Genomic DNA, 23,520 nt, shown 5'->3' on the forward strand with positions numbered 1-23,520 from the left:
CGCGCAACAGTTCCACATGACCGTGATCTGCCCCCTTCTGAGTGGCCCAAAATCTGTTTTAGATTTTGCCACGAAGGAGGAATGGAATGGCGAGGTGTTGATTTCCACTGAGAGCTGACCCGGGATTTCCATCGAGAATTGACCCGGGTGGATACTATGTCCCGCTGTGCGGGCGGTGGGTCAAGCGGGTGATTTTTCCTTTCTGGATTTGGGCGCTGCCGAACTGGCGCGGAAGCGGAAGCTGTCGTTTCCGGTCTCGAGAATGTGGCAGTGATGGGTGAGCCGATCGAGCAGCGCGGTGGTCATCTTGGCGTCACCGAATACCCCGGCCCACTCGCTGAAGCTGAGGTTGGTGGTGATGATGACGCTGGTGCGCTCGTAGAGCTTGCTGAGCAGGTGGAAGAGGAGCGCGCCGCCTGACGGACTGAACGGCAGATAGCCGAGTTCGTCGAGGATGAGCAGATCGAGGCGCAGCAGCCGGTCAGCCAGTTGCCCGGCCTTGTTCATGGCCTTTTCCTGTTCCAGCGCGTTGACCAGGTCGACCGTCGCGAAGAAGCGGACCTTCTTGCGGTGATGCTCGACCGCCTGCACGCCGAGAGCGGTGGCGATGTGCGTCTTGCCAGTGCCGGGGCCACCGATCAGCACGACATTGTGAGCCCCATCGATGAACTCCCCGCGATGGAGCTGGCGGACCATGGCCTCGTTCACTTCGCTGGAAGTGAAGTCGAAGCCGGTCAAATCCTTGTACGCCGGGAACTTGGCCGCCTTGATCTGATAGGCGATGGACCGGACCTCGCGTTCGGCGACCTCCGCCTTGAGCAATTGGGAGAGGATGGGAACGGCCGCATCGAACGCAGGCGCGCCTTGCTCGACGAGGTCGCCGACAGCCTGGGCCATGCCATACATCTTGAGGGAGCGTAGCATGACCACGACGGCAGCGCTGGCGGAAGTTTGTAGTCTCGCTAACCAATTGACTTTTCAACGTGAATTATTTCCGCGACCATCAGCCCCACATTGAACCCCACACTGCTCTCGACTGCGGGCAAATCCGTCCTCCTCTGCAATGCCTGTTTCCCCTCAGATGCTCAGTTCGAAGGAGTGGCACTCAATAGGAGGTGAATATCGAATATTTGAAATTCCGTTCGTTTTTCTCCTCACCTGTCGATGCGTACTCCGCGGCATTCGGATGTCCATTGTCAGATATTATCTCCAACCAGCCCCAGTTTGCCACCCTGACCAAATGGCGCCTATTCGGCGGAGACAGCCTCCCCGGCCTCTGTTTCCACTTCTTCGATCGGTGTGAAATCGCAATCGAGGCCGAACAGACGCGGCCCCAGCACTTCCAGACTCTCGGGGCGGCGCAGCATCGGGTCGGCGGCGAAGCCCAGCACTTTCACGCGCTGGCCGTAGGTCAGCATTTCAGCGGTCAGCGGTTCGGCCGATTCCCGGTCCAGCACGGAGATCAGATCGGGCACCATCGTCACGGGCGTGCCGTTGTGGCGGGCGATGATGAACTCGTTGCGGATCTCGATCGTGAACTGGTCGCCGTCATCGCGCAGGTTCTGCAGGGTCACGAGCCCCCAATGCCACCCGTCACGGGTTTCGTGCAGGACATCGCTCACCTTGCCGTCGAACAACACCCGCGCTGTACGGCCGTTCTGGGTCGCCAGATAAGACAACAGGCTGGCAAAGGGATCGCCGTCGGGTTCGTCGCGGCCCTTGCGGATCGCGCGGCCGATCCCGAGCGAAAGGCTCAACGAGCCCAGCACCGCGCATTCTCGCACTTGCCGCCCGTTCATCGGATAGATCGCACTGAACGCCATTGATCCCATTGCCGTGACAATGGCCCGGCACAAGTCCTCGGCGCTGCGATCGGACACGGCATCGACAGTGACCGCATTGCCCAGGTCATCCATCAGCAGGCACGGCGTGGCCTTCACGCCGTAGATACTGAAAGTCGTCATTTCGAGCTGCGGCACGGCGCGGCCGACCCCATCGGCATCGACCACCGGCACGCCGCTGATGGCGGACAGAGCTAGGGGAAACACCGAGTTTGCGCCGCCGATCTCGGCCGAGATCAAGGCATCGACACGCCGCCCATAGAACGCCTCTGCCCGCGCCAGCAACCGCAGAAGCGTGGTTTCGCTGACGAGCTGCTCGACGATCACCGTCGGCGCGCCGATGCCCGCGATGGAAAGCACGAAGGCATCGCCGGCCAGGCTGTCCGGCGAGACCACTTGCGGCAGGCGGCCGCGGCGGATCTGTTCTGCCACGAAGAGTTCGCCGACATAGGGATCGCCGCCGCCGCCAGTGCCGAGCAGCACGGCTCCGCGCGCCAAGTCCTGAAGATCCTGTACGGTTTCGATCATGCTCATGTGTCCTGTTCGTTCCTCTCTGGCGCTCATGCGAGCGCGGCGAGCGGGCCCACTGCGCGCACTTTCACCTGCACCGAGCCCGACTTCATGTGCGTCATCGGCAGTTCGAGAAGATCGACCACCTCCACCTTGCCCGCTTCCGCCCCGCCGGCCACGGCCTGCGCGATGGCGTCCTTGCGGGCCTGTTCGAGAGCCGCCGCACGGCCGAGTGCGGCAAAGTCGTAGAGTTTGTCCACGCGGCCGCTGACGAGTGCGATCGCGGCGCCCACCGCGTTGGCGACTTCGGCGTGCGGGGGACGCAGCACCTGCGAGGCGCCGCGGATCGGCCGCGAGACGAGGATGTTGCCGCCGCCGACCAGGATCAGCGGCTGCGGGGCGGAGCTGACCTTGATCTGGTCGATCGCGTCCTCGATCTGCTGGTGGATGCTGTCGAGCGCACTTTCGACCAGCGCGGCAGGCACGCCGGCCACGCGGGAGGCATCGCCGATGCCGGTCCGGCCGGCGCATACCGCGATGTCCGTGGCCGTGAGCGTTTCGCCGCCGAAAACGCGCCCCTCGCGCGGGAGGCGGTAACCGACCGAGCGCGGGCCGACGGTCACGCCGCCCGGCGTATCCAGAACCACGCTGCCTCCGCCGACGCCGATCGACAGCACATCGGGCATGCGAAAGTTGGTCCGCACGCCGCCGATGGTGTTGGGGGAGGTCGTCTCGCGCGGGAAACCGCCGCGCAGAAAGCCGATGTCGCTGGTAGTGCCGCCGATATCGGCGACGATGGCATCGTCCAGCCCGCTGAGGAAGGCGGCGCCGCGAATGGAATTGGTGGGCCCCGCCGAGCAGGTGAGGATCGGCAGCCGCTCGGCCATGCCGGTCGAGATCAGCGTCCCGTCGTTCTGGCTGATGAACAGCGGCGCCGTAATGCCCAGATCGGCGAAGGCGCGGCGCAGCGAGCCGACCACCCGCGTCGCCAGGGCCGCGAGGCTGGCATTGACGATCGCGGCATTTTCCCGGTCGATGATGCCGATGCCGCCGACTTCGGCGGACAGGGTGATACGCGCGTCGGGCACGGCGGCGCGCACGACCGCCGCCGCCCGGATTTCGAGATCGGGCCGGATCGGTGCGAACGTGGCCGAGATGGCAAAGGCCGATATGCCCTTGGCCGCCGCATCGGATGCCGCCGCGGCGACGGCATCCTCATCAAGCGGGGCATAGTCCTGCCCGCTGAAGAACGCGCCGCCGCCGGCGAGGTAGTACTGCCCGTCCACCGCCGCCAGCGCATCGTCAGGCCAGCCGGAAAACGGCGGGACTCCGTCTCCGGCTGGCAGGCCAACACGGATCGCCGCAACCGGCGAGAGATCCCGCCGCTGGACGAAGGCGTTGACGAACTGGGTGGTGCCGATCATCACCGCCTCGATGTCCGAAGGCGCGCCGTCGTAGACCGCGAGCAGATCGCGCACCGCGGCGATCACGCCGTCCCGGACATCGCCGGTAGTGAAGCTCTTGGTCGTCGCCAGCACGGTCTTGCCGCGCATCAGCACCGCATCGGTATTGGTGCCGCCAACGTCGATGCCGAGGCGAATCCGCTCGGATCCCATCCCTTTTCTCCCGCTTCTCAGAACGTGACGCGCGCTTCGATGCCGTAGGTGCGCGGCCGGCCGCGGTAGCCCAGATCGACATCGAGGCCGCTGTATTTGGTCGGCACGAATTCGGTGTAATACTTGTCGTTGGTCAGGTTCTTGACGAAGCCATAGAGACCCAGCCCGCCGATCTCGACGCCGGCGCGCATGTTGACTAGGTTATAAGCGTTCTGGACCTGCGCATTGTCCGCGCTCCAGTACTTCTTGCCGATATGCTGCCAGTCGGCACGCACCAGCGCGGTGGCATCGCCGGTCAGTGCCCAGGTGTACTGCGCGGACATGTTGGCCGAGAACGGCACCGTGCGCGGCGTGCGGTTGCCGATGTCCTCGGCGACGGCGTCTTCCTTGATCTTCGAAAGCGTGGTGCCGATCGCGCCGGACAGGTCCAGCCCGGGCAGCGGGCGGGCGATCACTTCCAGTTCGAGGCCCTGGATATGGACCCGGTCGATGGTATCGATGATCTGCGAGGCGGAGGCCGCATCGACGTAGAAGTACTGATAGTTCTTGACGTTCTCGAAGTAGTAGGCGCCGTTCACGGTCAGCAGGCCGTTGGCGAACTGGGCCTTGAAACCGGCTTCGTAGTTCTGCAGCGATTCCGCCTTGAACTCACCGATGGCCACGCTCGGCGCGTTGTAGCCGCCCGAGCGGAAGCCGGTGCTGTACGTGGCGTAGACGAGCACGTCAGTCATCGGCTTGTAAGTCAGCGTGACCTTGGGCTGCAGATGATTGTAGCTGCTCCTGCGCCGCACCGCAGCGACCACGTCAAGCTGATTGCGGTGATCCTCGTCATACCGAAGGCCGCCGGTCAGCGTCAGGCTGGACAGGATGTCGTAATCAACCTGGGCGAAGGCGGCGTAGGCGTTGTTGCTGTTGGCTTCCTGCTTGTTGGCGAACAGCAACGCGGTATTGTCGATCTGGGCCGGATCACCATCGAGATCGACGAAGCCGCGGGTACGCAGGTCGCGGCTGGTGTGCAGGTAATAGCCCCCCGCCAGCCAGCGCAATGCCTGGTCGCCGTTGGAAACGATGCGCAGTTCCTGGCTGGTGGTCTTGAGATCGAGGTCCTGCCCCTGCCCCGCCTGGAAGCCGAGGCCGAAGATGCCAGAGGGCGAATCCACTGGATTGCGGAAATCGAGATCGGCCCGGTTGTTCTGGGTCAGCTCGGTGTGGCCGGTGATGCTTGTCACCGTCGCAAAGTCTAGGTCGAGATCGACCTTGGCGGTCAGGTTCAGGCTGTGTCCGTAAGCGAAGCCCGGCAGGTTGAACTGCGGATCAACGAAGTCATTGGGATCGCCGGAGAAGACGGCGGAGTAATAGTTGCTGGCCGCGCGGTATTCCCCGTATTCGGCGCGCAAGTCGACGGTGAGGTTGCTGGCCGGACGCGCCAGCAGCCGTCCGCGCAGCGACCAGTCGTGGTCGATGAAGTCGGACTTGTCGCCACGATAGCTGTTGTCGATCAGGCCGCCGAAGTGGGAATAGCTGCCATCGACCCGGAACAGCAGGTCCTTGCCCGCCAGAGGTCCGGAAACGCCCGCCGAGCCGACGAAGTTCCGGCCATTGCCGTACTGGACGTCGGCGAAACCCTCGATCCGGTCGGCCGGCATTCGAGTGACGATGTTGACCGCGCCGCCTTCCGCGTTGCGCCCGTAGAGGGCCCCTTGCGGGCCCTTCAGGATTTCGATCCGCTCGACATCGTAGAGATTGACGTTGAGCTGGGTCTGGTCCGTCTGCGGCACGCCATCGATCACGAACGCGACCGGCGGATCGGCGTTGTTGATCTGGGTGAGCCCGCGCATGGTGATGAAGGTGCTCTTGTAGGTATTGCCCTGATCGAACGTCGCGTTCGGCGTCATCGACAGCGCTTCGGCAGACGTGCGGATGCCTGCGTTCTGCAGCGTCTCGCCGGTCAGGGCCTGAATCTGGATGGGGACGTCCTGCAGGCGCTCGTTACGCTGCTGGGCGGTGACGATGATTTCGTTGGACGGCTGGGTGCCGCCGGCATCGGCCGCTTCCTGAGCCTGTACCGGCGAAACGAAGAACGGGATGGCGAGAAGCGCGCTTGTCCCGAGCGACAGACGGGTGCGGATCGAAAGCATCGATATGGTATCCCTCATCTTATTCTGGCTGCATGGAATGATCCTGCATCCCTTGCCCCGGCACCAGCGGCGAAAGGTGTGGTGGAGGCGTCCTTTCGGGTGGGGACGGCAGCATCCGCGCTACCCGGCGGCTGGTGGCAGCGCTCAATGATCCTGCAGGAAACGCGCGGCGGCCTGCTTGCGTGTCTGCACGCCGAGCTTGGCGTAGACCTTCTTGAGATGAAACTTGATGGTATTCTCGGTCAGGCCCAGCCGCCGGGCGATCAGCTTGTTCGAGGCGCCATCGGCAAGGTGTGTGACGATTTCCGCCTCGCGATCGCTCAGCGCATCGGGATCGGCAACGCGCCGCTCGATTTCGATCGTGCGCAGGATCGCGGCGATATGGTTCTGGATCAGGCGCGAGGGCTCACCCGCGTGAAGCTGGCGCAGAGGCGCAAGGATCTCCGGCCCCGCCTCGGCGAAGGGCGCCACCATGTCTTCGCCGCTCGCCAGCAGCACGGCTTCGCGCAGGCAGGCCAATGCCGGTTCGCTCTGGCCGGCAAGCATGTGCGCGCGGGCCGAAAGCAGCAGTCCGGCCACACGGGGCCCCAGCCGCTCGCCGTCCGTGCCCTCGGCAACAAGATCACCGGCCAGCGCCTGCGCCGTTTCGGCCTGTCCGCGCGACAGCGCCAGTTCGGCCAGCGCGCGGCGCAGGAGGTCGCGCTCGCGCCACGGCGCCTGCGACACGCCGGGACCGGACAGGCGTGCCCGGCACATGTCCGCGAGTTCCGTCAGCCCGTCCTCGACTCCGGCACGAACCAGACAGGACAGCTCGACCCCCGCCAGCATGCCTTCGAGGCAGACCATGCCGCGCCGGGCGTAATCGCGCGCGGCCGCGGCGATTTCGCGGCGCGCCTCGGTCAGGCCATGGCGGCGGAAGGTCACTTCCACGATCACCGGCATGGCAATGGCATACTGGTCGAACCACGCCTCGCCGCGTCCGTATTCGGCCAGCGCCATGCGCATGACATCCGCCGCCTGCAGGCGATGGCTGCGCTGATAATCGACTTCGGCCGAGAGCATCCGCCCCATGGCATGAAGGCATCGCTCGCCCACAAGCCCGGCAGGATCACGCCGCATCAGCACGCTCGCCTGTTCCTGCACGGCGCGCAAATCCCCCCGGGCGAGGTCGATCAGCATTTCGTGGACGATAAGCTGAAGCAGGCCGAATTCGGAAGACTGCGCCATCTCGAAAGCCCGGCGGGTGCGCGAGAGCGAAGCCTGCGCCGCCGCCAGCCGCCCCTGCTCCTGCTCCACCACGATGCGCACATTCTCGCACCAGGCCCAGGTCATCGGATCGGCGGGGGCGTGCGCTTCCAGCCAGGCGATCCAGGCATCGCAGTCGCTGACGGTGCCCGACATATGGACGTTGAACAGCAGCCCCAGCGCGCGGCTCTCCACCAGCAGCGCATCGGCATCCGGCGTGCGCAGCGCCATGATCGCCGTCTCGATTTCCCGGCGAAGCTGCTCGGCTTCGACGAAGAAGCCTTCCTTGAACAGCGCAAGCGCCTGCATCAGGCGCATGTTGGGAAGCACGGCCAGCGCGCCGGGCGGCACCTCGCGCAGGATGGCCCGCAGTTCACCGGCACCATAGGCAATGAAGATCGAGCGGAACGGCAAGCGGCCAAGCAGATCGAGCAGGAATGCCTCGTCCTTGCCCTGCACGGCATGGCGCACGGCGTCGACATAGCGCGCTTGCGCGGCCAGCCACAGCGCCGCGCGGCGGTGAAGCACCGCGGCGCGGCCGGGTTCGAGCATGAGGCGGCTGCGCGCATAGTCGGAAAGCAGCGGATGGACGCGGTAGGCAATGTCCCCGTCCGCGGCGGTTTGCTGGACGAGGCTCGGCAAGGCGTGCGAGATCGCTTCCAGCATCGCGGCGCTGTCGTCCGCCTCGCGGATGGCATCGGCGAACGAGGGTTCCACCTGTTCGGCGATGGACAAGGCGATCAGCACTTTCTGCTGCGCTGCCGGCAGCGCGGCCACCACCTGCTCGGCCAGATAGTCGCCCACTTCGCTGGCGTGCCCGCCGAACGCGGGCATGGCTGCCCCGTTCGCCAGCCGCTCGCGCCACAGGCGGTAGAGCTGGACCGCGACGGGCCAGCCCTCGGTCTGCGCCTGGATCGCTTCCAGTTCCCCGGCATCGGGTGGCAGATCGAGGATGGCGGCGATATCCTTGCCGTCGAACTTCAACTCGTCGGGATCGATGGTCCGCACACCGCCCATGGCGCGCAGCGTGGCGATCTCCAGCGAGGGCTTGCGGCGGGTTCCCAGCACGAGGTTCACGTGCAGCGGCAGCGACGCCAGCAGTTCCGTGACCGTGCGCGCCACCGCCGGCTGGTCGATCCGGTCATAGTCGTCGATGATCAGGACCAGCGGCTCGCGGATCTGTTCGAGCCCCAGCAGCAAGCCGTCGAGCAAGGCATCGGCCGAAGCATCGCCTGCCGCGCGCCGCGCGCTCGGCCCCGGTTCGATGCCAGCCGCTTCGAGCGCCAGCGTGAGCATGCGCAGGAACTGCAACGGTTCGCGCTCGGCCTCGGTGGCGCTGTACCAGGCGGCAGCCATGCCGCTCTGACCCAGCCGTTCGAACCACTGCGCCAGTGCGCTGGTCTTGCCGTATCCGGGAGGGCCAAGGACAAGGGTCAGGCGCCCTCGCCGCGCCACATCGAGCGAACGCAGCACCAGTTCACGTTCGCGCAGCACGACCTGCTGGCGCGGCGGCTTCAGCCTGCGCGTGGCCGAACGGTTGCGCGCGGCGGGATTGCCGTCAGCCGCCATTACCGCAAGGGCCGCCGGTGGGTCTCAGCCGGCAAGGGTGTTCCTGACGATCCAGCCATCGCGCATGATTAGCCGGAATATTCCGATTTGCTCAAGGACACCGGTCCATGCGCTGGACCGGTTTTCTTCGGCCCCGTTGCCGGAAATCTTCGACGCGGCGGGAAGACAGATCATGGAAAGTCCTTGCAAGGCCAGAGGCCATGCTCGGTCTTTCCCCCTGCCTGCGGCAAGACCCGCGACGGGTGGCAGGGCGCCGGATACGGGTGGCTCGCCCCCTCCCCCGGCCCCAGCCGCTATTGCGCGGTGACGGTTCCGGCCAGAGACGTTTCTGCCGCAGCGGACAGGCAGGAATAGACATGCCAGGCACTGGCAAGATCCTGGATGATCTGCCCCAGCGACTTGTAGATGGTGACGTCCGCGGGGTTCGTGCGCCCCGGCACACTGCCGCCAAAGACTTCTCCGATTTCGCCGAGGATATGCGTTTCATCGATGAGACCGGCATCCCGCGCGCGCAGGTATTCCGCCCCTTGCGCCAGCACCGCCTCGCGCGAATCCACAAAGTAGCGGGAGCCCGCCACCAGCGCGTTGTCGGCCTCGGCCGGACCGGCATGGCTCGAGCCGACAAGATTGACATGGGTGCCCGGCCGCACATCCGCGCCGGACAGAACCGGCTCGCTCGCGCCTGTCACCGTGCAGATGATGTCCGCGCTGGCCGCCGCCTCCGCGGGCGTGGCGGCAACCTCGCATGCGATACCGGTCATGCCGACGTGCCCGGCAAAGCGGGTGCACTTGGCGGCATTCCGTCCCCACACCAGGACCCGCTCGATCGGCCGCACCTGGCGGATGGCAGCGATATGCGCCTCGGCCTGCTCGCCATAGCCCAGGACGGCAAGCACGCGCGCATCTTGCCGGGCCAGCGCATCGGTTGCGGCGGCACTGGCGCTGGCGGTGCGGATACGGGTAACTTCGCCGGCATCGACAAGGGCAATCGGCACGCCGTGTTCGGGCTCGAACAGCATGATCATCCCCTGGTGCGACGGCAGACCCTTGGCAAAATTCCCCGGATAGACGCTGACCACCTTCAGCCCGAAGGCATCGGCCGGACCGATGGCGCCCGGCATCACACCCAGCATGCCATTGTCCAGCCGCAGGATCTGGCGCGGGAGCTGGCGGGTCTCGCCTAGCGAAAGGCGGATCATGGCCTGGCGCATCAAGCCGATGCAGGTGGGATAATCGAGATGCGCGCGAACCTGCCCGGCAGCGGCCATGACGATCGGCATGGCTTCAATCGCCCTTTGCCGCCGCCGCAGATCGCGCCGCCTGCTCGTAGGCGCCCGAAAGCGCGCGCAAGGTGGCGTTCAGCGTGGCGAAGTCCATGCTGGAATCGGCCAGGAACTTTACTGCCGGCTCGAGATAGCGCTCCCTGTCCTTGCGAAATTCCTGATAGTGCGCGCGCCCCTTGTCCGTCGCCTCGTAGAAGACCTCCTTGCCGACCTTGGAACTGGTGACGGCCTCAAGTTTGGACAGCTTCTTCAGCGCATAGGACACCAGATGCATATCATCGATGGCCAGCACGAAAGCGAGGTCTGAGCCGCGCAACGACTGATTGCGATAGACCAGCATGTGCAGCAGGAACACATCGAGATCGGACAAGCCATTGAGCACGTTCGAGTTGCTGCGCTTGCTGATCCAGCGCCTGACAGAGTTCCACAGGACGGTGATGCTGATTTCCAGCTCGGTCAGTTCCTGGCCAATCGCCTCGCCCTCCGGCGCCCCCCCTTTTCCCGCAGTTTTGCTCACGTATTTCGCCCTCTTTCCTTGCGGCCGGACTGCTTCGCCCCCGCCCCGTGTGGAAGCGGCATACAGGTATTTTGCATCGCCCCGCAACCACTTCACCAAAGCTTCGTGAGGATTATAACAACATTATATTGACAATTTATCGATGAAATGACGATATTTCACCCTGCAGCCAACGTCGATTCGAAGACGGAGGCGGAACCGATGGCCGGAAGGGGGGTCCATGTCCGACGACGCGTTGTCCGAACAGTTCAAGGCTCTTTACACGCAATGGGGCGATGCGATTGCGAACAAGGACCATGCCTATCTGGAAGACCTGTTCACCGGGGACTTTCTGGGCACGGCGCAGCCCTGGCCGAGTTTGATCGTCAACAAGGCCCAGATGATCGAACTCGACAAGGCGATCGAGGCCATGGAGACCGAATGGGTGAAAGTCACCGCGCACAAGGTGGGCGCGGAAGTCATCACCATCGGCCTTGTCCGCTACCACAAGGAAGAATTCCGGGACGGTGCGGCGATCGCCGAAGGCATGCCGTCGGGAAGCGATATCGCCGCGCTCACGCACGGCAAGGTCGCGATCTACTGCAACGGCTGGCGCCACAATGGCGAGCGCTGGCAGATTTTCGACCACCACATGGTCGGGCTCGCTCGCGACGAAGGTTTCTGACGGGAGAGAATGAGAAGGCGGAAATAAAAACGCACAACTTCAAGGGGGTTAAAATGGTCAAGACAATTCAGGTTCGGGCCGTGCTGCTGGCCGGTTGCATGTCGATACATCCCGTGGCCGCCCAGGCGCAGGCGCTGCCCGCCACTGATGGCGCGGCCGCCACTGCTCCCAACGACATCGTCGTCACCGCACAGAAGCGGTCCGAGCGCGTGCAGGACGTGCCGATCCAGATCAGCGTGCTGACCGGAGACACGCTGGCCAATCACCAGATCCGCACCACCGCCGAGATCGTGCGCTCGATACCGAACATGACGGTGGAACGCACCGACACCTATACCAACAGCGTGATCGTGCTGCGCGGCTTGTCGCAGGCTTCCAATTCCGATGCGCCGGTCGCCGTCATCGTCGACGGCGTGCCGCAGGACGATGCCAAGCAGTTCAACATGCATCTGTTCGATATCGACCAGATCGAAGTGCTCAAGGGCCCGCAGGGATCGCTTTACGGCCGCAATGCAGAGGCTGGCGCGGTGATCATCACCACCAAGGCACCGACCAACGAATTGTCGGGCTTTGCCACCGCCTCCTACAGCAAGGGCGCGACGGTGGATCTCACCGGCGGCCTTTCCGGCGCGATCGTGCCGGACAAGATCCTGTTTCGCGTGGCGGGCAGCTTCCTGCGCTCCGATGGACTAATCTGGAACAGCTATCTCAAGACCCACAGCGACAAGATCAAGCATGACTGGACGCTGCGCGGAAACCTGCTGTTCAACCTCAGCGATACGGTCACTTTCAACCTGATCGGCCAATATGGCGAGTTCAACGCGGCAGGCGTCCTGTTCGCCCCGGTGTGGTCGGGCAATCCGAACGACAATGTGGACCTGCAAGGCAACTATCCCAACCACGGCAGCGGATCGAACGGCAGCGTGACCGGCAAGCTCGATGCCGATCTGGGCTTCGCGACGCTGACATCGATCACCGGCTATACCAAGCTCAAGCAGATCCAGATCACCGACGTCGATTTCACCAACCCCGAAGAGCAGGCAGTCAATCCCTATGCCCTGCCGTTCCAGGCCGGTGACTGGCAGCCGTTCAGCAACCGCATCATCAGCCAGGAAGTGCGCCTCACCAGCCGCAGCGGCCAGCCGCTGCGCTGGCTGGTCGCTGCCGACTATCTGGATTCGAACAAGTTCATCAACACGCACTTGTTCCTCGATACCGGCCATCCCGGCACCGATCCGACCGAAGGCTATACGCTCAAGGAAAATCCGGCCGACTATCTGCGCTCAGCCTGGGGTGTTTCGGCGCAGATCGACTATGATTTCAGCGATGCGCTGACGATCACCGCCGGCGCACGCTACGACAAGGACGAACGCAAACTCCATGACCGCACAGCTGGCACCACCCGCAAGGCCAGCTTCGACGGGTTCCAGCCGCGCGTGTCCCTGACCTACAAGCTCGATCCGGACAAACTGATCTATGCCAGCTTCGGCAAGGGTTTCCGCTCGGGCGGTTTCAATCCGCCGAGCTATCCGACCCCGGTCTATGGCAGCGAGAAGCTCACCAACTACGAAGTGGGGTTCAAGACGCAGTTCCTCGATCGCAAGATCACGCTGAACGGCGCGCTGTTTCACAGCTTCGTCGACAATCTGCAGTTCTACGCGATCGACTACAGTTCGGGCTCTTCGGTCACCAGCAACATCGACCGGGTCAAGATCGATGGTCTTGAGTTCGAGGCGGTGGTGACGCCGGTGCCCGGTGTCAGCCTGTCCAGCCGCCTGGGCCTGACCGATCCCAAGATCGATCGCTTCGCGGCGAATACTGCTTACGAAGGCAATATCATCCCGCGCGGCTACAAGATGTCCTATAGCGGCGGCATCGATCTGGACCACGAAGTCAGCCCCGGCATCCGCCTGTTCACCCACGCCGATGTGCAGACGTACAGCAAGAAGTACTGGTTCGTGGATAACCTGGATGTTCAGGGGCCCCGCACATACGTCAACGGCAGCCTCGGTGTCGGCTTCGGCGACATGAAGCTGACGGTATGGGGCAAGAACCTGTTCAACGTGCGGGCCTATGATACCTACTTCCCCGGCCAGCAGACCGGCCTGCCGTTCGACGTGGCATTCCCGAACCAGCCGGTCAGTTATGGCATTGATGCGTCGATGAAGTTCTGAAGGAGGACGCGGCAATGGACGGCACACGCGCGAAAATGCTGGCATGGGTGCTGCTGGCCGGCGCGTGCCTGCCGGTACAGGCCCATGCACAGGGTGTCTTGCCCGAAGGGATCTGGGTGCTCGATCAGGCGCAATCGGTGGAGCTTGCCCCCGGCGCCCAGACCCTGTGGGTCATCAAGGACGACGGACAGACGCTGATCTGGGTCAACGTCGCCCGCAGCCCTTCCGGAGAGGTCCGCGTCACCAGCTATTCGGGCGAGTATGGCGGTGCCCCCGCCCCGGTCCAGGGCGGTCCAATGATGAGCAGCATCGCGTCGCCGGGCCCGGGACGCATCCACAACTGGGGCACGGTCGAGGGTCTGGGCGACTATTCCGAGGACTGCGCGCTGACGGAAGGCGGCAAGCGCTTCATTTGCCACGGCAAAGTCATGACAAGCGATGGCGAGAAGACCTGGACCGACAACTTCCAGTGGGCCGGCCCCTCGCCTGACCAGCCGCAGACTCCATAATCGGGGGGCGGACCGGACCGGCGATCCCAACGCGCTGGTCCGGTCCAACCCCGGCAAGCCGGATCGCGGGTCAGCAGTCCAGTTCGATGATCGGCGTAGCGGGCCGCCCGATGCAGAGCAGCGCCGAACCATCGCCCAGATCGGCAGTCACTTTGCCCCCGGTCACCGGCGTGCGGCAAGTGAGGCATGCCCCTGCCCGGCAATCGCTGCTCACGGCCACCCCCGCGCGTTCGGCAAGGTCCAGCAGCGTTTCCCCGGACCGGGCACTCCAGTGCGCAGCCGTTCCACTGCGCACGAAGCGCACTTCGGCTTCCTCGATTTCGCCCGGCGCCATGCCTGCGGCCTCGAAGCGTTCAGAGAAGATGTGACCGGGTTGCCCACCCAGTTCGACCAGTTCATCGCGGAGCGCGTCACAAAAGTCGCCCGGGCCGCACAAGTAAATGTCGCTTTCGTACCAGGGAACGGGAATGCGGCGTCCATCGAGTGCGATATAAGTATCGCGCACGCTCTCCTTGACGATCCCGGCCGTGATGCGCGAGCGCGGCCAATCCCCCGCATCCGCCTGACTATAGACCTGTGTAAGTGTGAAATCGTCGCGGGCCGCCGCAAGAGCGAGCAGTTCGCCGAGGAAAGCCGCGTCCCCCGGCCTGCGGGCACCATAGATGAGATGGACCGGAGCAGGCGCGTTCTCACGGGCAAGATGGGCCTCCAGCATGGCCATCAGCGGCGTGATGCCAATGCCTGCCGCCACCAGCACCACCGGATGATAACTCCCGGGATCAAGCACGAAGCTGCCCGCCGGGGCTTTGAGCTGGACCGTGTCGCCCGCTTGCGCGCGGTGGATCCAGTTCGATCCCGGCCCCTGCTGGCGGCGGATGGACAGGCGGTAGCTGTCCATACCGGCCGCATAGGACGACAGGCTCCACACGCGCTGGATCATGTCTCCCGATGGATCGGCCATGCGCACGGAAACGAACTGGCCGGGTTGCGGCAGGCACAGCGGCCCTTCATCTAGAGGGGAGAGAGAGACGGACCGGATTTCGGGGGTCTCCTCTACAATCCGGCCGATGCGGAAGTCCCGCCAGCCGGTCCAGTGGTGACGCCCCGCACGTTCCGCCGCTTCGGCCGCATTGAGCCGGGCGCCCAGCAGGATGCGCAACGTCGGGCTCAGGCGCTCGAAAGCGAGCAGGCGGCGCATTAGCTCCACCGGTGCCTGCACGCCGGCGACATAGTCGCAAACATCGGCGATGCTAGGCATGCCGGGATCGTGCACCACCCGCTCCAGCCGGTCACCGGGTTTGACCGTGCCGGGATCGAGGACGCCGAGATAAACGCCGGTATGACGGGAAGCGGCGAATGTTTTCAGAAAATCGCGCGGCTGGTTCAAGCGCCAGGCCAGCTTGATGCACGGGGTGCGCGCGCCGGAGACGAACAGGCGCACATCCTCGCCCAGCATGAACTCGTCACCGACGCGGATATCCGTCTCGTCGAGCCCGTCGAAGGTCAGATTCTCGCCGAAGAAGCCATCGTTCCATTCCCCCGGCGCGACGCCCAGCTGTGCCTGCCAATGGCCGTAGCCGGTCCGGGCGAAGGCGTAGAGCTTGTCCGGGTGAGACGCGCGTTCATCGCCTTCCGCGCCATCCGGCGTGATGATCCACGGCTCCGGCCGGGGCATCTTCACATGCGCCGTGCGGACCTTCTCGCCGCCGATCTCCACGGTCTGGATCTTGCCGGCGGAGACATTGAGCAGCTTCATGCGGGCGCGGCGTCCACCGCCTCGACAAGCAGCGCCGACGTGGCCGTGAAACCGAAGCAGAAGCGCACGTTGTGGAGCGTCGCCTGATAGCAGAAGTCCGGCGAACTGGTTGCCGTGCAATCTTCCACCAGAACCGTATCGTAGCCGTGAAAATTCGCATCCATCAGCGTGCCGAGCACGCAATGGTCTGCATTAACGCCAGCGAAGAACAGCGTGTCGACCTTGAGATTGCGCAGGATGGAATCGAGCGGAGTGTCCCAGAAGCCGCTGATCCTGTGCTTGCCGATATGGATGTCCCCCGGCGCCTGGACCAGATCATCGATGATCTGCGCGCCCCAGCTGCCGTCCATCAGCAGCTTGTGCCCTGCCGGCGCGGTGGTCACCGTACCGGCAAGACCGGCCCCGGCGCCGGTGGGGTTGAAGGGGTGCTGCGTTCCGGGCGAAAGATTGAGCCGGTCCGGCCTCACCCCCCAGTTCAGCCAGATGACCGGCACACCGGCCGCCCGGAACGCCGCCGTCACGGCATTGATCGGCGCCGCCAGCGCGGCGGCCCCGCTGACATCGACGCCCATGGAACCCATCCATCCCGAAGGGCAGCAGAAGTCGTTCTGCATGTCGATCACGATGAAGGCGCTGCGGGACAGATCGAACACCACCGACTGCGGCAGTGCCTCAAGCCGGGCCGATTTCACCGGTATTTGCGGCCTTCGCATGTCCACCATCGCGTCGCTGACATGATAGACATTGCGGCCTGCCGTGCCAAGCTGGGGCCAGTGAGCGGTTTCAGGAAGAGCGATACCAGTCAAAGGATGTTCCCCCGCTTCCGGTGATGGGCAAAGAAGATAAAATATTGGTAATTTATCGACGTTTTGCTGTCAATGAGACTCTTGGCCGATTTGGCGAACGGGGGATGGAACGAGCGGCGCGCAGGCTCAGGCGGCGGCCGATATCCTGCGCGCAAGGTCGACGTCGCGGGAGGTCAGCCCCCCAGCGTCGTGCGTCGTCAGCAGGATCGAGACTTTGCCGTAGACGTTCGACCATTCGGGATGATGGTCCGCCTTTTCCGCCAGAAGGGCGACAGCGGACATGAACGAAAAGGCTGTCACGAAATCCCGGAACGCAAATTCCCGGACGAGGGCATCACGCTCCCGGTCATGCGCCCAGCCGGGCAGCGCCTGCAACGCCTCGCCGCGTTCCTGTTCACTGAGCCGCTTCATGCGATCTCCCTCACCGTCTGATCGATGGTCCCGAAGATCGGCCGCCCGTCGGCATCGCTCATCCCGATGCGAACGCTATCCCCGTGCCTGAGAAAGGCGGTTTCCGGCTTTCCGTACCGGATCGTCTCGACCATGCGCAGCTCGGCAAGGCAGCTGTAGCCATGGCCGCCTTGCGCGACGGGACGCCCTGGACCGCCATCGGCATCGCGGTTCGAAACCGTGCCCGAACCGACAATGGTACCCGCCGCCAAGGCGCGGGTCTTGGCCAGATGCGCGATCAGCGTGCCGAAATCGAAGGTCATGTCGACACCGGCATCGGCACGCCCGAAAGGCTGGCCGTTGAGGTCGACGTTGAGCACGCCGTGCAGCTTGCCGTCCTGCCAGCAGTCGCCGAGTCCATCGGGCGTGACGAAGACCGGTGACAAGGCGCTGGCAGGCTTCGACTGATAGAAGCCGAACCCCTTCGCGAGTTCCGCCGGGATCAGGTTGCGCAGCGAAACGTCGTTGACGAGCCCGACAAGGCGGATGAGGTCGAGCGCCTCTTCGCGGGTGACACCTTGCGGCACGTCGTCGGTCACGACGACGACTTCCGCTTCCATGTCGCAACCCCAGCTTTCGTCGGCGAGCGGAATGGCATCGCGGGGGCCGAGAAAACCGTCCGACCCGCCCTGATAGACGAGCGGATCGTGCCAGAAGCTTTCGGGCAGTTCCGCCCCGCGCGCCTGGCGGACAAGCTTGACGTGGTTCACATAGGCGGAGCCGTCCGCCCATTGATAGGCGCGCGGCAGCGGGGCGGCGGCAGCGGCCTCGTCGAACGCGGCGCCCGTGACTGTGCCGCGCGCCAGGTTGGCGGCCAGGGCTTTGAGCTTCGGCGCGACGCCGGCCCAATCATCGAGCGCGGCCTGCATGGTCTGCGCGATCGCGGAGGCGTCGGCATACGTGGACAGATCGTCGGCCACGACGACCAGATGACCGTCGCGGCCCTGTTTCAGACTGGCAAGTTTCATGCGTCAGGTTCCTTGTGCAGCCATTCGGCATGGCGCGGTGCGCGTTTGGTGCGGCTCCACTCCTCCAGCATCAGGGGAGCGACCTGCCTCAGCTGCGCATATTGCTCCGCCGTGCCGATGTTGCAGGCGAGTTCGATGCGGTGGCCATTGGGATCGAAGAAGTAGATCGATTTGAAAATGCCATGCCAGGTCGGCCCCAGCACGGCGATCCCCTGCGCCTCGATGTGGGCCTTGGCGGAAAGCAGCGCCGCCTCGTCCTCGACCTCGAGGGCAAGGTGCTGCACCCAGGCCGGCGTATTGGGATCGCGTCCCATTTGCGGCTGGCCGGGCAGTTCGAAGAAGGCGAGCACATTACCGCCGCCGCAGTCGAGGAAGACATGCATGTAGGGATCGTCCTCACCGGTGGACGGCACTGTGTCCTCTGCGAAAGCGGTCGTGTATTCCATGCCGAGCACGCGGGCATACCACTCGACTGTCTCCTTCGCGTCGTTGCAGCGATAGGCGACATGGTGGATGCGTTTGAGAACCGGCGGGCCGGTCATACCGTTTCCCCTGCATTGAGCGCGCCGCGACGGAGCTGGTCACGTTCGATGCTCTCGAACAGCGCCGTGAAATTGCCCTCACCGAAGCCTTCGTCCCGCTTGCGCTGGATGAACTCGAAGAACACGGGGCCGATCATCGTCTCGGAGAAGATCTGCAACAGGAGGCGCGGATCGCCGCCGGGAATATCGGTGTTGGTCGAACCGTCGAGCAGAATGCCGCGCACCTGCAATTCGGCGACCGGCTCACCATGACCGGGCAGACGCTCGTCCAGCATGTCGTAATACGTCGCCGGCGGGGCCGTCATGAAGGGCGTGCCCAGCGCCTTCAGCCGGTCCCAGGCGGAGACAAGATCATCGCACAGGAAAGCGATGTGCTGGATGCCTTCACCGTTATAGGCGCGCAGAAATTCCTCGATCTGGCCGCCGCCAGCCTTGCCTTCCTCATTGAGAGGGATGCGGATCTTCCCGTCGGGCGCGGTCATCGCCTTGCTGGTGAGACCGGTATATTCGCCCTTGATGTCGAAATAGCGGATTTCGCGAAAACCGAAGACGCGCTCGTAGAACTCCGCCCAGTGCGCCATGCGGCCGCCATAGACGTTGTGGGTCAGGTGATCGATGACTTTGAAACCGGTGCCCACGGGGTGCCTGTCGACACCCGGTTCGTACACGAAATCGATGTCATAGATGGAAAGATCGCCTTCCTCGCCCTCGTAGCGGTCGATCAGGTAGATGATCGAGCCGCCAATGCCGCGAATGGCAGGCAGGCGCAGTTCCATGGGACCGGTCTTCACGTCCACCGGCTCGGCGCCGCGTTCAATGGCTTCGGCATAGGCCTTCGCGGCATCGCGCACGCGCCAGCCCATGCCGCAGGCAGACGCCCCGTGCTCGGCGGCGAAATAGGCGGCAGGACTGCGCGGCTCGTAGTTGGCGATGAGGTTGATCCCGCCCTGCCTCCAGAGCTGCACATCCTTCGACCGGTGCCGCGCGACCAGCGTGAAGCCCATGGCGGCGAACACCGGCTCCAGCACGCCCTTGTGAGGTGCGCTGAATTCGACGAATTCGAAGCCATCGAGGCCCAGGGGATTGTCGAAAAGCGAATGGTCGTGACGGGTCATGGTTTTCGTTCCTTTGAATTCAGAAAGGGTTCGGCGCTCGTCGCGCCGTGAACCACGCGTGCAGCCACCGCCGGGATATGCGGGCGCAAGGCCTCGGCGAACGCAACCAGATTGCGCGCGTTGAGGCCCGCGAGATTGAGGCGCGCATTCGCAGGCATGTAGATGCCATGGCTATCACGCATACTGGCGACCGCGTCGGCATCGACGGGAAGCAGGGAAAACAGGCCGCGTTGCCCCGCGATGGCGTCAAGCGCGGGATGCTGGGCGGCGAGGGCCTTGCGCACCGCGTTGATCCGGGCGCGCATCGCGTCCAGCTCATCGCGCCACTGCATCACAAGCGCGGAATCTTCCAATATTGTGCGCACGATCGCCGCACCGTGATCCGGCGGCATCGACCACAGGCTGCGTGCCAGCGCCAGCAGATTGCCACGCACGAGTTCGGTCAGGCCGGGCGCCGATGCCTGCACCCACAGCGCGCCCACTCGCTCGCGATAAAGGCCGAAGTTCTTGTCGCAGCTATAGGCCAGAAGCGCGCCCGGAACGGCCTCGAGCAATTGCCGCACACCCGCGGCATCCTCTTCCAGTCCATCGCCCAGCCCCTGATAGGCAAGGTCGACGAAGGGAACGAGGCCGCGCACGTTGCACAGGTTCGCCAGTTCCCGCCACTGAGCTAGCGTAAACTGCGTGCCGGTGGGATTGTGGCAGCAGCCGTGAAGCAGAAGGACGTCCCCGGGAGCCGCATCGCCGAGCGCATCGATCATGGCGTCAAAGGCAATGCCGCCGCTCGCCATGTCGAAATAGGGATGCGTCGCCGTTTTGAGGCGGGCTTCTTCGAAAATGGGCGCATGATTGGGCCATGTCGGCGCCCCCAACCAGACCCGCGTGTCCGGCGCCGCATGCGCGATCAGTTCCGCGCCCAGACGCAAGGCCCCGGTGCCGCCAGGCGTCTGAAGTCCAAAGCGGCGCGGCTCTTGCCGGTGCGATCCGAACACTACGTCTGACAGCAGGGCCGTGTACTGCACGTCGCCATCGGCACCGAGATAGGCCTTGGTCGGCTGCTCGTCGGCCAGACGCACCTCGGCCGCCTTGACGGCCCGCATGACCGGCGTCCGGTCGGTTTCGTCACGGTAAACGCCGACACCGACATCGATCTTGCCGGGCCGCCGATCGGCCTCATGCAACGCAATCAAAGCCAGCAGGGCATCCGGCTTGCGGGCGGAAAGACCGGAAAAAGGCACAAGATCAAGGCTCATGCCGCAGCCTTCGCCTTGGCGTAGGCCTGTGTGCCCTTGTGCAGGACCATGTCGGAGGGCAGCAGATCGGCGACCTCGACCGGCGGCAGGTCCCGCAGCTGTTCGTAGATGGGGCCGAAATCCGCGTCGCGGGTCTGGCGCAGTAGGTCCTCGAAACTGTCGATCACGAAATAGTTCTGCTGATAGTCGTCGATCCGGTAATTCGTGCGCATCACGCGCTGCAGGTCGAACGCGATCCGGTGCGGTGAAGGATCATCGAGCGCGAACAGGCTCTCACCATAGGACGAGACGATGCCGGCGCCGTACAGCTTGAGAGCGGCGCCATCCCGCACGAGCCCGAACTCCACCGTATACCAGTAGAGGCGCGCCAGCTCCTTGATCATGCCCAGCCTGGCGGCACGCAGGCCGCCTTCGCCATAGGCCTGCATGTAATCGGCATAGACGGGATGCACGAGCAGCGGCACGTGGCCGAACACGTCATGGAAAATGTCGGGTTCCTGAAGATAGTCGAATTGCTCGGGCGTGCGGATGAACCGGCCCGCGACAAAACAGCGGTTGGCAAGATGCTCGAAGAACATCTCGTCCGGGACGAGGCCAGGCACCGCGACGACCTGCCAGCCGGTCGCTTTCGTCAGGCGCTCGTTCAGTTCATCGAAGTCCGGAATGCCCTGCTTCGTCATGCGCAGCACCTCAAGCCCTTCCATGAATTCGGGAACCACCCGTCCGGGCAACATATCAGCCTGCCGGGCGAAGAGCCGGTCCCACATGTCATGCTCTTGCCGCGAATAGGATTGCCAGTCCTGGGGAATGGTCCAGTCGGGCGCCGCGTGCGGCGGCGGAGTATCGTCTTTTGCCATGATCAGAGCATATCGCCATCATCGGAAATATGATTTCATATGTTGCATATATTGAGTGTTTTGTGATTAAATCTGATCAATGATTCGGTAAATTCCGAAAAATGGCGATCACGTATAGGGCGGTGATCTGCAGCACCGATCTCGAGCGGAGAGACAAGCAATGTTCCGAACCAACCCATGCGCAAGGCGGCCAGCATGAGCCTGGTGCTGCATGGCTATTGGCGCCCATCGGCTGCCTATCGCGTCCGTATCGCCTTGAACCTCAAGGGGCTCGAATATCGCCAGGTCACCCATGATCTGCGCACCGGCTCACAGCGTAATCCCGAATATCGCGGATTGGCGCCGATCGGCCTCGTGCCGGCGCTCGAGACCGATGACGGGCAAGTGCTGACGCAAAGCCTCGCCATCTTCGAATGGCTGGAGGAGCAGCATCCCTACCCGCCGCTGCTGCCCGACAATGCCTCGGAACGGGCGGCCGTGCGGGCGATGGCGTGCATCGTCGCCTGTGACATTCATCCGATCAACAATCTGCGCGTGCTGAAAGCCTTGCGCGAAGAACTGGTCGCCGGGGAAGATATGGTGCGCGACTGGATCGCCCGCTGGATCAACGAGGGCTTCACCGCGCTAGAGACGATGGTATCGCACCATGGCGGACATTTCTGCTTCGGGGACACTCCGACGCTGGCCGATTGCTGCCTGGTGCCGCAAATCTACAACGCCCGGCGCTTCGAAGTCGCTCTGAGTGCCTATCCGAGGCTGCTAGGTATAGAGGCGAACTGCGAGGCCCTCCACGCCTTTGCTAACGCTGCGCCCGAAGTCCAGCCCGATGCCGATGGTCCTGCGACATGAGCGTCATGCGCCAGCTGGACGCTATCGACCGCAAGCTGCTGCATGAGCTGCAGCGCGATGCCTCGCTCAGCCACGCCGATCTTGCCGAACGTGTCGGCGCATCGACGGCATCCTGCTGGCGCCGGATTCGCGCCCTGGAGGCTGACGGCATACTTGGACCGCAGGTTCGGCTGGTCGATGCGGCGCGCATCGGCCGCGGCGTCAATGTTTTGTGCCACATCAAGATAAAGAACCATTCCGCCGAAACCACCGAAGCCTTCGAGAACTTCATCGCCTCTCGCGACGAGATCATCGAATGCTACTCGATGTCGGGCGATTGGGACTATCTGCTCAGGATTCTCGTGGCCGACGTCGAGGACTACAACCGCTTTCTGATGCGGACCGTCCTACGGCATCCATCAGTCGCTACCGGCTCTTCGCATTTCGCACTCGCTCAGGTGAAATATACGACCGCAGTGCCACTTTAGAATGCTCGTGCATCGCCTGGAGGCAGCGACTCCACCCGAGGCTGTCAGTCTCTACTCCACTTGGCAGATTGATCTCTTTGGCAAGCACCTGGAAGGTTCGAAGAACCTCTGGCTCTGATCGCGGAGATATGATTCTGGAGTTCTGGTGATTTAACAGGCTGCGGAAAAAGGCGGCGCAGTGGCCGCCACCGCGCCGATTTCCAAGGTGCGGGGCGAGGACCTTGGCGTCACCGGCTACGAGGACCGCGAGAGCCTCGATGGCAACGCCGAACTGAAAGCGAAGATCGAGGAAATCCGCCTGGCCGTTGGCGAGCGGATGAACCTTGGCGACGTCAGGGACAAGTCGGTCCCCAAGATGTTCCTTGTCTCGCCCCCGAAGAACGGCGGCGCG

Annotated in this window: 22 protein-coding genes; 6 read left to right on the top strand and 16 right to left on the bottom strand. The window is 64.0% G+C overall.

The features are described 5' to 3' along the window. Nucleotides 1–180: 180 nt before the first annotated feature. The 8 genes from istB to MTR64_RS20475 form a co-directional block, all read right to left on the bottom strand. Nucleotides 181–924, bottom strand: a complete 744-nt coding sequence (gene istB / locus MTR64_RS20440) for an IS21-like element helper ATPase IstB (RefSeq protein WP_243996395.1) — start codon at nucleotides 922–924, stop codon at nucleotides 181–183. 323 nt (nucleotides 925–1,247) lie between these two features. Continuing rightward, entirely contained in the window at nucleotides 1,248–2,375 is a 1,128-nt protein-coding gene (locus MTR64_RS20445) for a DUF917 domain-containing protein (protein WP_243996396.1), read from the bottom strand. 26 nt (nucleotides 2,376–2,401) lie between these two features. Beyond that, a complete protein-coding gene (locus MTR64_RS20450; RefSeq protein WP_243996397.1) occupies nucleotides 2,402–3,967 on the bottom strand; it encodes a hydantoinase/oxoprolinase family protein in 1,566 nt (521 codons plus the stop codon). Nucleotides 3,968–3,984: 17 nt separating this feature from the next. After that, nucleotides 3,985–6,123, bottom strand: coding sequence for a TonB-dependent receptor (locus MTR64_RS20455; RefSeq protein WP_243996398.1), 2,139 nt, complete (start codon nucleotides 6,121–6,123; stop codon nucleotides 3,985–3,987). Between the two features lie 126 nt (nucleotides 6,124–6,249). Next, the gene (locus tag MTR64_RS20460; protein WP_243996399.1) at nucleotides 6,250–8,919 is read right to left on the bottom strand and encodes a LuxR C-terminal-related transcriptional regulator; all 2,670 of its coding nucleotides are present in this window, start codon (nucleotides 8,917–8,919) and stop codon (nucleotides 6,250–6,252) included. A gap of 24 nt (nucleotides 8,920–8,943) precedes the next feature. Beyond that, nucleotides 8,944–9,093 (bottom strand): hypothetical protein, encoded by a 150-nt coding sequence (locus MTR64_RS20465; RefSeq protein WP_243996400.1) that lies wholly within the window; start codon nucleotides 9,091–9,093, stop codon nucleotides 8,944–8,946. Nucleotides 9,094–9,212: 119 nt separating this feature from the next. Next, the gene (locus MTR64_RS20470) at nucleotides 9,213–10,199 is read right to left on the bottom strand and encodes an ornithine cyclodeaminase family protein (RefSeq protein ID WP_243996401.1); all 987 of its coding nucleotides are present in this window, start codon (nucleotides 10,197–10,199) and stop codon (nucleotides 9,213–9,215) included. A 4-nt stretch (nucleotides 10,200–10,203) separates the two neighbouring features. Next, nucleotides 10,204–10,719 carry a winged helix DNA-binding protein gene (locus MTR64_RS20475; RefSeq protein WP_243996402.1) on the bottom strand — a complete coding sequence of 172 codons (516 nt, stop codon included), beginning with the start codon at nucleotides 10,717–10,719 and terminating at the stop codon, nucleotides 10,204–10,206. 220 nt (nucleotides 10,720–10,939) lie between these two features. On the opposite strand from MTR64_RS20475, the gene MTR64_RS20480 reads away from it, so the two are divergent. From MTR64_RS20480 to MTR64_RS20490, 3 genes are read left to right on the top strand one after another with little or no spacing between them, the layout of a single operon-like run. Continuing rightward, the gene (locus MTR64_RS20480; protein WP_243996403.1) at nucleotides 10,940–11,383 is read left to right on the top strand and encodes a hypothetical protein; all 444 of its coding nucleotides are present in this window, start codon (nucleotides 10,940–10,942) and stop codon (nucleotides 11,381–11,383) included. A gap of 53 nt (nucleotides 11,384–11,436) precedes the next feature. Beyond that, nucleotides 11,437–13,557, top strand: a complete 2,121-nt coding sequence (locus tag MTR64_RS20485) for a TonB-dependent receptor (RefSeq protein WP_243996404.1) — start codon at nucleotides 11,437–11,439, stop codon at nucleotides 13,555–13,557. Between the two features lie 14 nt (nucleotides 13,558–13,571). Then, nucleotides 13,572–14,066, top strand: a complete 495-nt coding sequence (locus MTR64_RS20490; RefSeq protein ID WP_243996405.1) for a hypothetical protein — start codon at nucleotides 13,572–13,574, stop codon at nucleotides 14,064–14,066. A gap of 70 nt (nucleotides 14,067–14,136) precedes the next feature. Here MTR64_RS20490 and MTR64_RS20495 read toward each other — a convergent pair whose 3' ends face one another. The 8 genes from MTR64_RS20495 to phhA form a co-directional block, all read right to left on the bottom strand. Further along, nucleotides 14,137–15,822, bottom strand: coding sequence for an MOSC domain-containing protein (locus MTR64_RS20495; protein WP_243996406.1), 1,686 nt, complete (start codon nucleotides 15,820–15,822; stop codon nucleotides 14,137–14,139). Then, nucleotides 15,819–16,628, bottom strand: a complete 810-nt coding sequence (locus MTR64_RS20500; protein ID WP_243996407.1) for a cysteine hydrolase family protein — start codon at nucleotides 16,626–16,628, stop codon at nucleotides 15,819–15,821. Before MTR64_RS20500 ends, MTR64_RS20495 begins: the two co-directional genes overlap by 4 nt. 126 nt (nucleotides 16,629–16,754) lie before the next feature. Then, nucleotides 16,755–17,039 (bottom strand): 4a-hydroxytetrahydrobiopterin dehydratase, encoded by a 285-nt coding sequence (locus tag MTR64_RS20505; protein ID WP_243996408.1) that lies wholly within the window; start codon nucleotides 17,037–17,039, stop codon nucleotides 16,755–16,757. Next, nucleotides 17,036–18,046, bottom strand: coding sequence for a fumarylacetoacetate hydrolase family protein (locus tag MTR64_RS20510; protein WP_243996409.1), 1,011 nt, complete (start codon nucleotides 18,044–18,046; stop codon nucleotides 17,036–17,038). The genes MTR64_RS20505 and MTR64_RS20510 overlap by 4 nt, the downstream gene beginning before the upstream one ends. Beyond that, complete coding sequence (locus MTR64_RS20515) at nucleotides 18,043–18,588, bottom strand: VOC family protein (protein WP_243996410.1); 546 nt, start codon at nucleotides 18,586–18,588, stop codon at nucleotides 18,043–18,045. Before MTR64_RS20515 ends, MTR64_RS20510 begins: the two co-directional genes overlap by 4 nt. Then, a complete protein-coding gene (gene hppD / locus MTR64_RS20520) occupies nucleotides 18,585–19,703 on the bottom strand; it encodes a 4-hydroxyphenylpyruvate dioxygenase (RefSeq protein WP_243996411.1) in 1,119 nt (372 codons plus the stop codon). The genes MTR64_RS20515 and hppD overlap by 4 nt, the downstream gene beginning before the upstream one ends. Further along, nucleotides 19,700–20,956 (bottom strand): amino acid aminotransferase, encoded by a 1,257-nt coding sequence (locus MTR64_RS20525; RefSeq protein ID WP_243996412.1) that lies wholly within the window; start codon nucleotides 20,954–20,956, stop codon nucleotides 19,700–19,702. The genes hppD and MTR64_RS20525 overlap by 4 nt, the downstream gene beginning before the upstream one ends. Then, complete coding sequence (gene phhA / locus MTR64_RS20530; protein ID WP_243996413.1) at nucleotides 20,953–21,813, bottom strand: phenylalanine 4-monooxygenase; 861 nt, start codon at nucleotides 21,811–21,813, stop codon at nucleotides 20,953–20,955. Before phhA ends, MTR64_RS20525 begins: the two co-directional genes overlap by 4 nt. A 177-nt stretch (nucleotides 21,814–21,990) precedes the next feature. Here phhA and maiA point away from each other — a divergent pair, with 177 nt between their 5' ends. The 3 genes from maiA to MTR64_RS20545 form a co-directional block, all read left to right on the top strand. Beyond that, nucleotides 21,991–22,662, top strand: a complete 672-nt coding sequence (gene maiA / locus MTR64_RS20535; RefSeq protein ID WP_243996414.1) for a maleylacetoacetate isomerase — start codon at nucleotides 21,991–21,993, stop codon at nucleotides 22,660–22,662. Further along, entirely contained in the window at nucleotides 22,659–23,129 is a 471-nt protein-coding gene (locus tag MTR64_RS20540; protein WP_243996415.1) for an Lrp/AsnC family transcriptional regulator, read from the top strand. The genes maiA and MTR64_RS20540 overlap by 4 nt, the downstream gene beginning before the upstream one ends. Nucleotides 23,130–23,307: 178 nt before the next feature. Then, the coding region (locus MTR64_RS20545; RefSeq protein WP_327194298.1) for a PrpF domain-containing protein at nucleotides 23,308–23,520 on the top strand (213 nt) is incomplete at its 3' end.

The organism is Novosphingobium album (ex Hu et al. 2023), assembly GCF_022832385.1.
Taxonomy (GTDB): Bacteria; Pseudomonadota; Alphaproteobacteria; order Sphingomonadales; family Sphingomonadaceae; genus Novosphingobium; species Novosphingobium album.

Bases quoted from the DNA above. Each gene is read 5' to 3' on its own strand.
- MTR64_RS20445 (WP_243996396.1), bottom strand. From the start codon at position 2,375: ATGAGCATGATCGAAACCGTACAGGATCTTCAGGACTTGGCGCGCGGA.
- maiA (WP_243996414.1), top strand. From the start codon at position 21,991: ATGCGCAAGGCGGCCAGCATGAGCCTGGTGCTGCATGGCTATTGGCGC.
- MTR64_RS20485 (WP_243996404.1), top strand. From the start codon at position 11,437: ATGGTCAAGACAATTCAGGTTCGGGCCGTGCTGCTGGCCGGTTGCATG.
- MTR64_RS20460 (WP_243996399.1), bottom strand. From the start codon at position 8,919: ATGGCGGCTGACGGCAATCCCGCCGCGCGCAACCGTTCGGCCACGCGC.
- MTR64_RS20525 (WP_243996412.1), bottom strand. From the start codon at position 20,956: ATGAGCCTTGATCTTGTGCCTTTTTCCGGTCTTTCCGCCCGCAAGCCG.
- MTR64_RS20450 (WP_243996397.1), bottom strand. From the start codon at position 3,967: ATGGGATCCGAGCGGATTCGCCTCGGCATCGACGTTGGCGGCACCAAT.
- phhA (WP_243996413.1), bottom strand. From the start codon at position 21,813: ATGGCAAAAGACGATACTCCGCCGCCGCACGCGGCGCCCGACTGGACC.
- MTR64_RS20540 (WP_243996415.1), top strand. From the start codon at position 22,659: ATGAGCGTCATGCGCCAGCTGGACGCTATCGACCGCAAGCTGCTGCAT.
- MTR64_RS20490 (WP_243996405.1), top strand. From the start codon at position 13,572: ATGGACGGCACACGCGCGAAAATGCTGGCATGGGTGCTGCTGGCCGGC.
- hppD (WP_243996411.1), bottom strand. From the start codon at position 19,703: ATGACCCGTCACGACCATTCGCTTTTCGACAATCCCCTGGGCCTCGAT.
- MTR64_RS20495 (WP_243996406.1), bottom strand. From the start codon at position 15,822: ATGAAGCTGCTCAATGTCTCCGCCGGCAAGATCCAGACCGTGGAGATC.
- MTR64_RS20505 (WP_243996408.1), bottom strand. From the start codon at position 17,039: ATGAAGCGGCTCAGTGAACAGGAACGCGGCGAGGCGTTGCAGGCGCTG.
- MTR64_RS20470 (WP_243996401.1), bottom strand. From the start codon at position 10,199: ATGCCGATCGTCATGGCCGCTGCCGGGCAGGTTCGCGCGCATCTCGAT.
- MTR64_RS20455 (WP_243996398.1), bottom strand. From the start codon at position 6,123: ATGAGGGATACCATATCGATGCTTTCGATCCGCACCCGTCTGTCGCTC.
- MTR64_RS20515 (WP_243996410.1), bottom strand. From the start codon at position 18,588: ATGACCGGCCCGCCGGTTCTCAAACGCATCCACCATGTCGCCTATCGC.
- MTR64_RS20510 (WP_243996409.1), bottom strand. From the start codon at position 18,046: ATGAAACTTGCCAGTCTGAAACAGGGCCGCGACGGTCATCTGGTCGTC.
- istB (WP_243996395.1), bottom strand. From the start codon at position 924: ATGCTACGCTCCCTCAAGATGTATGGCATGGCCCAGGCTGTCGGCGAC.
- MTR64_RS20465 (WP_243996400.1), bottom strand. From the start codon at position 9,093: ATGATCTGTCTTCCCGCCGCGTCGAAGATTTCCGGCAACGGGGCCGAA.
- MTR64_RS20480 (WP_243996403.1), top strand. From the start codon at position 10,940: ATGTCCGACGACGCGTTGTCCGAACAGTTCAAGGCTCTTTACACGCAA.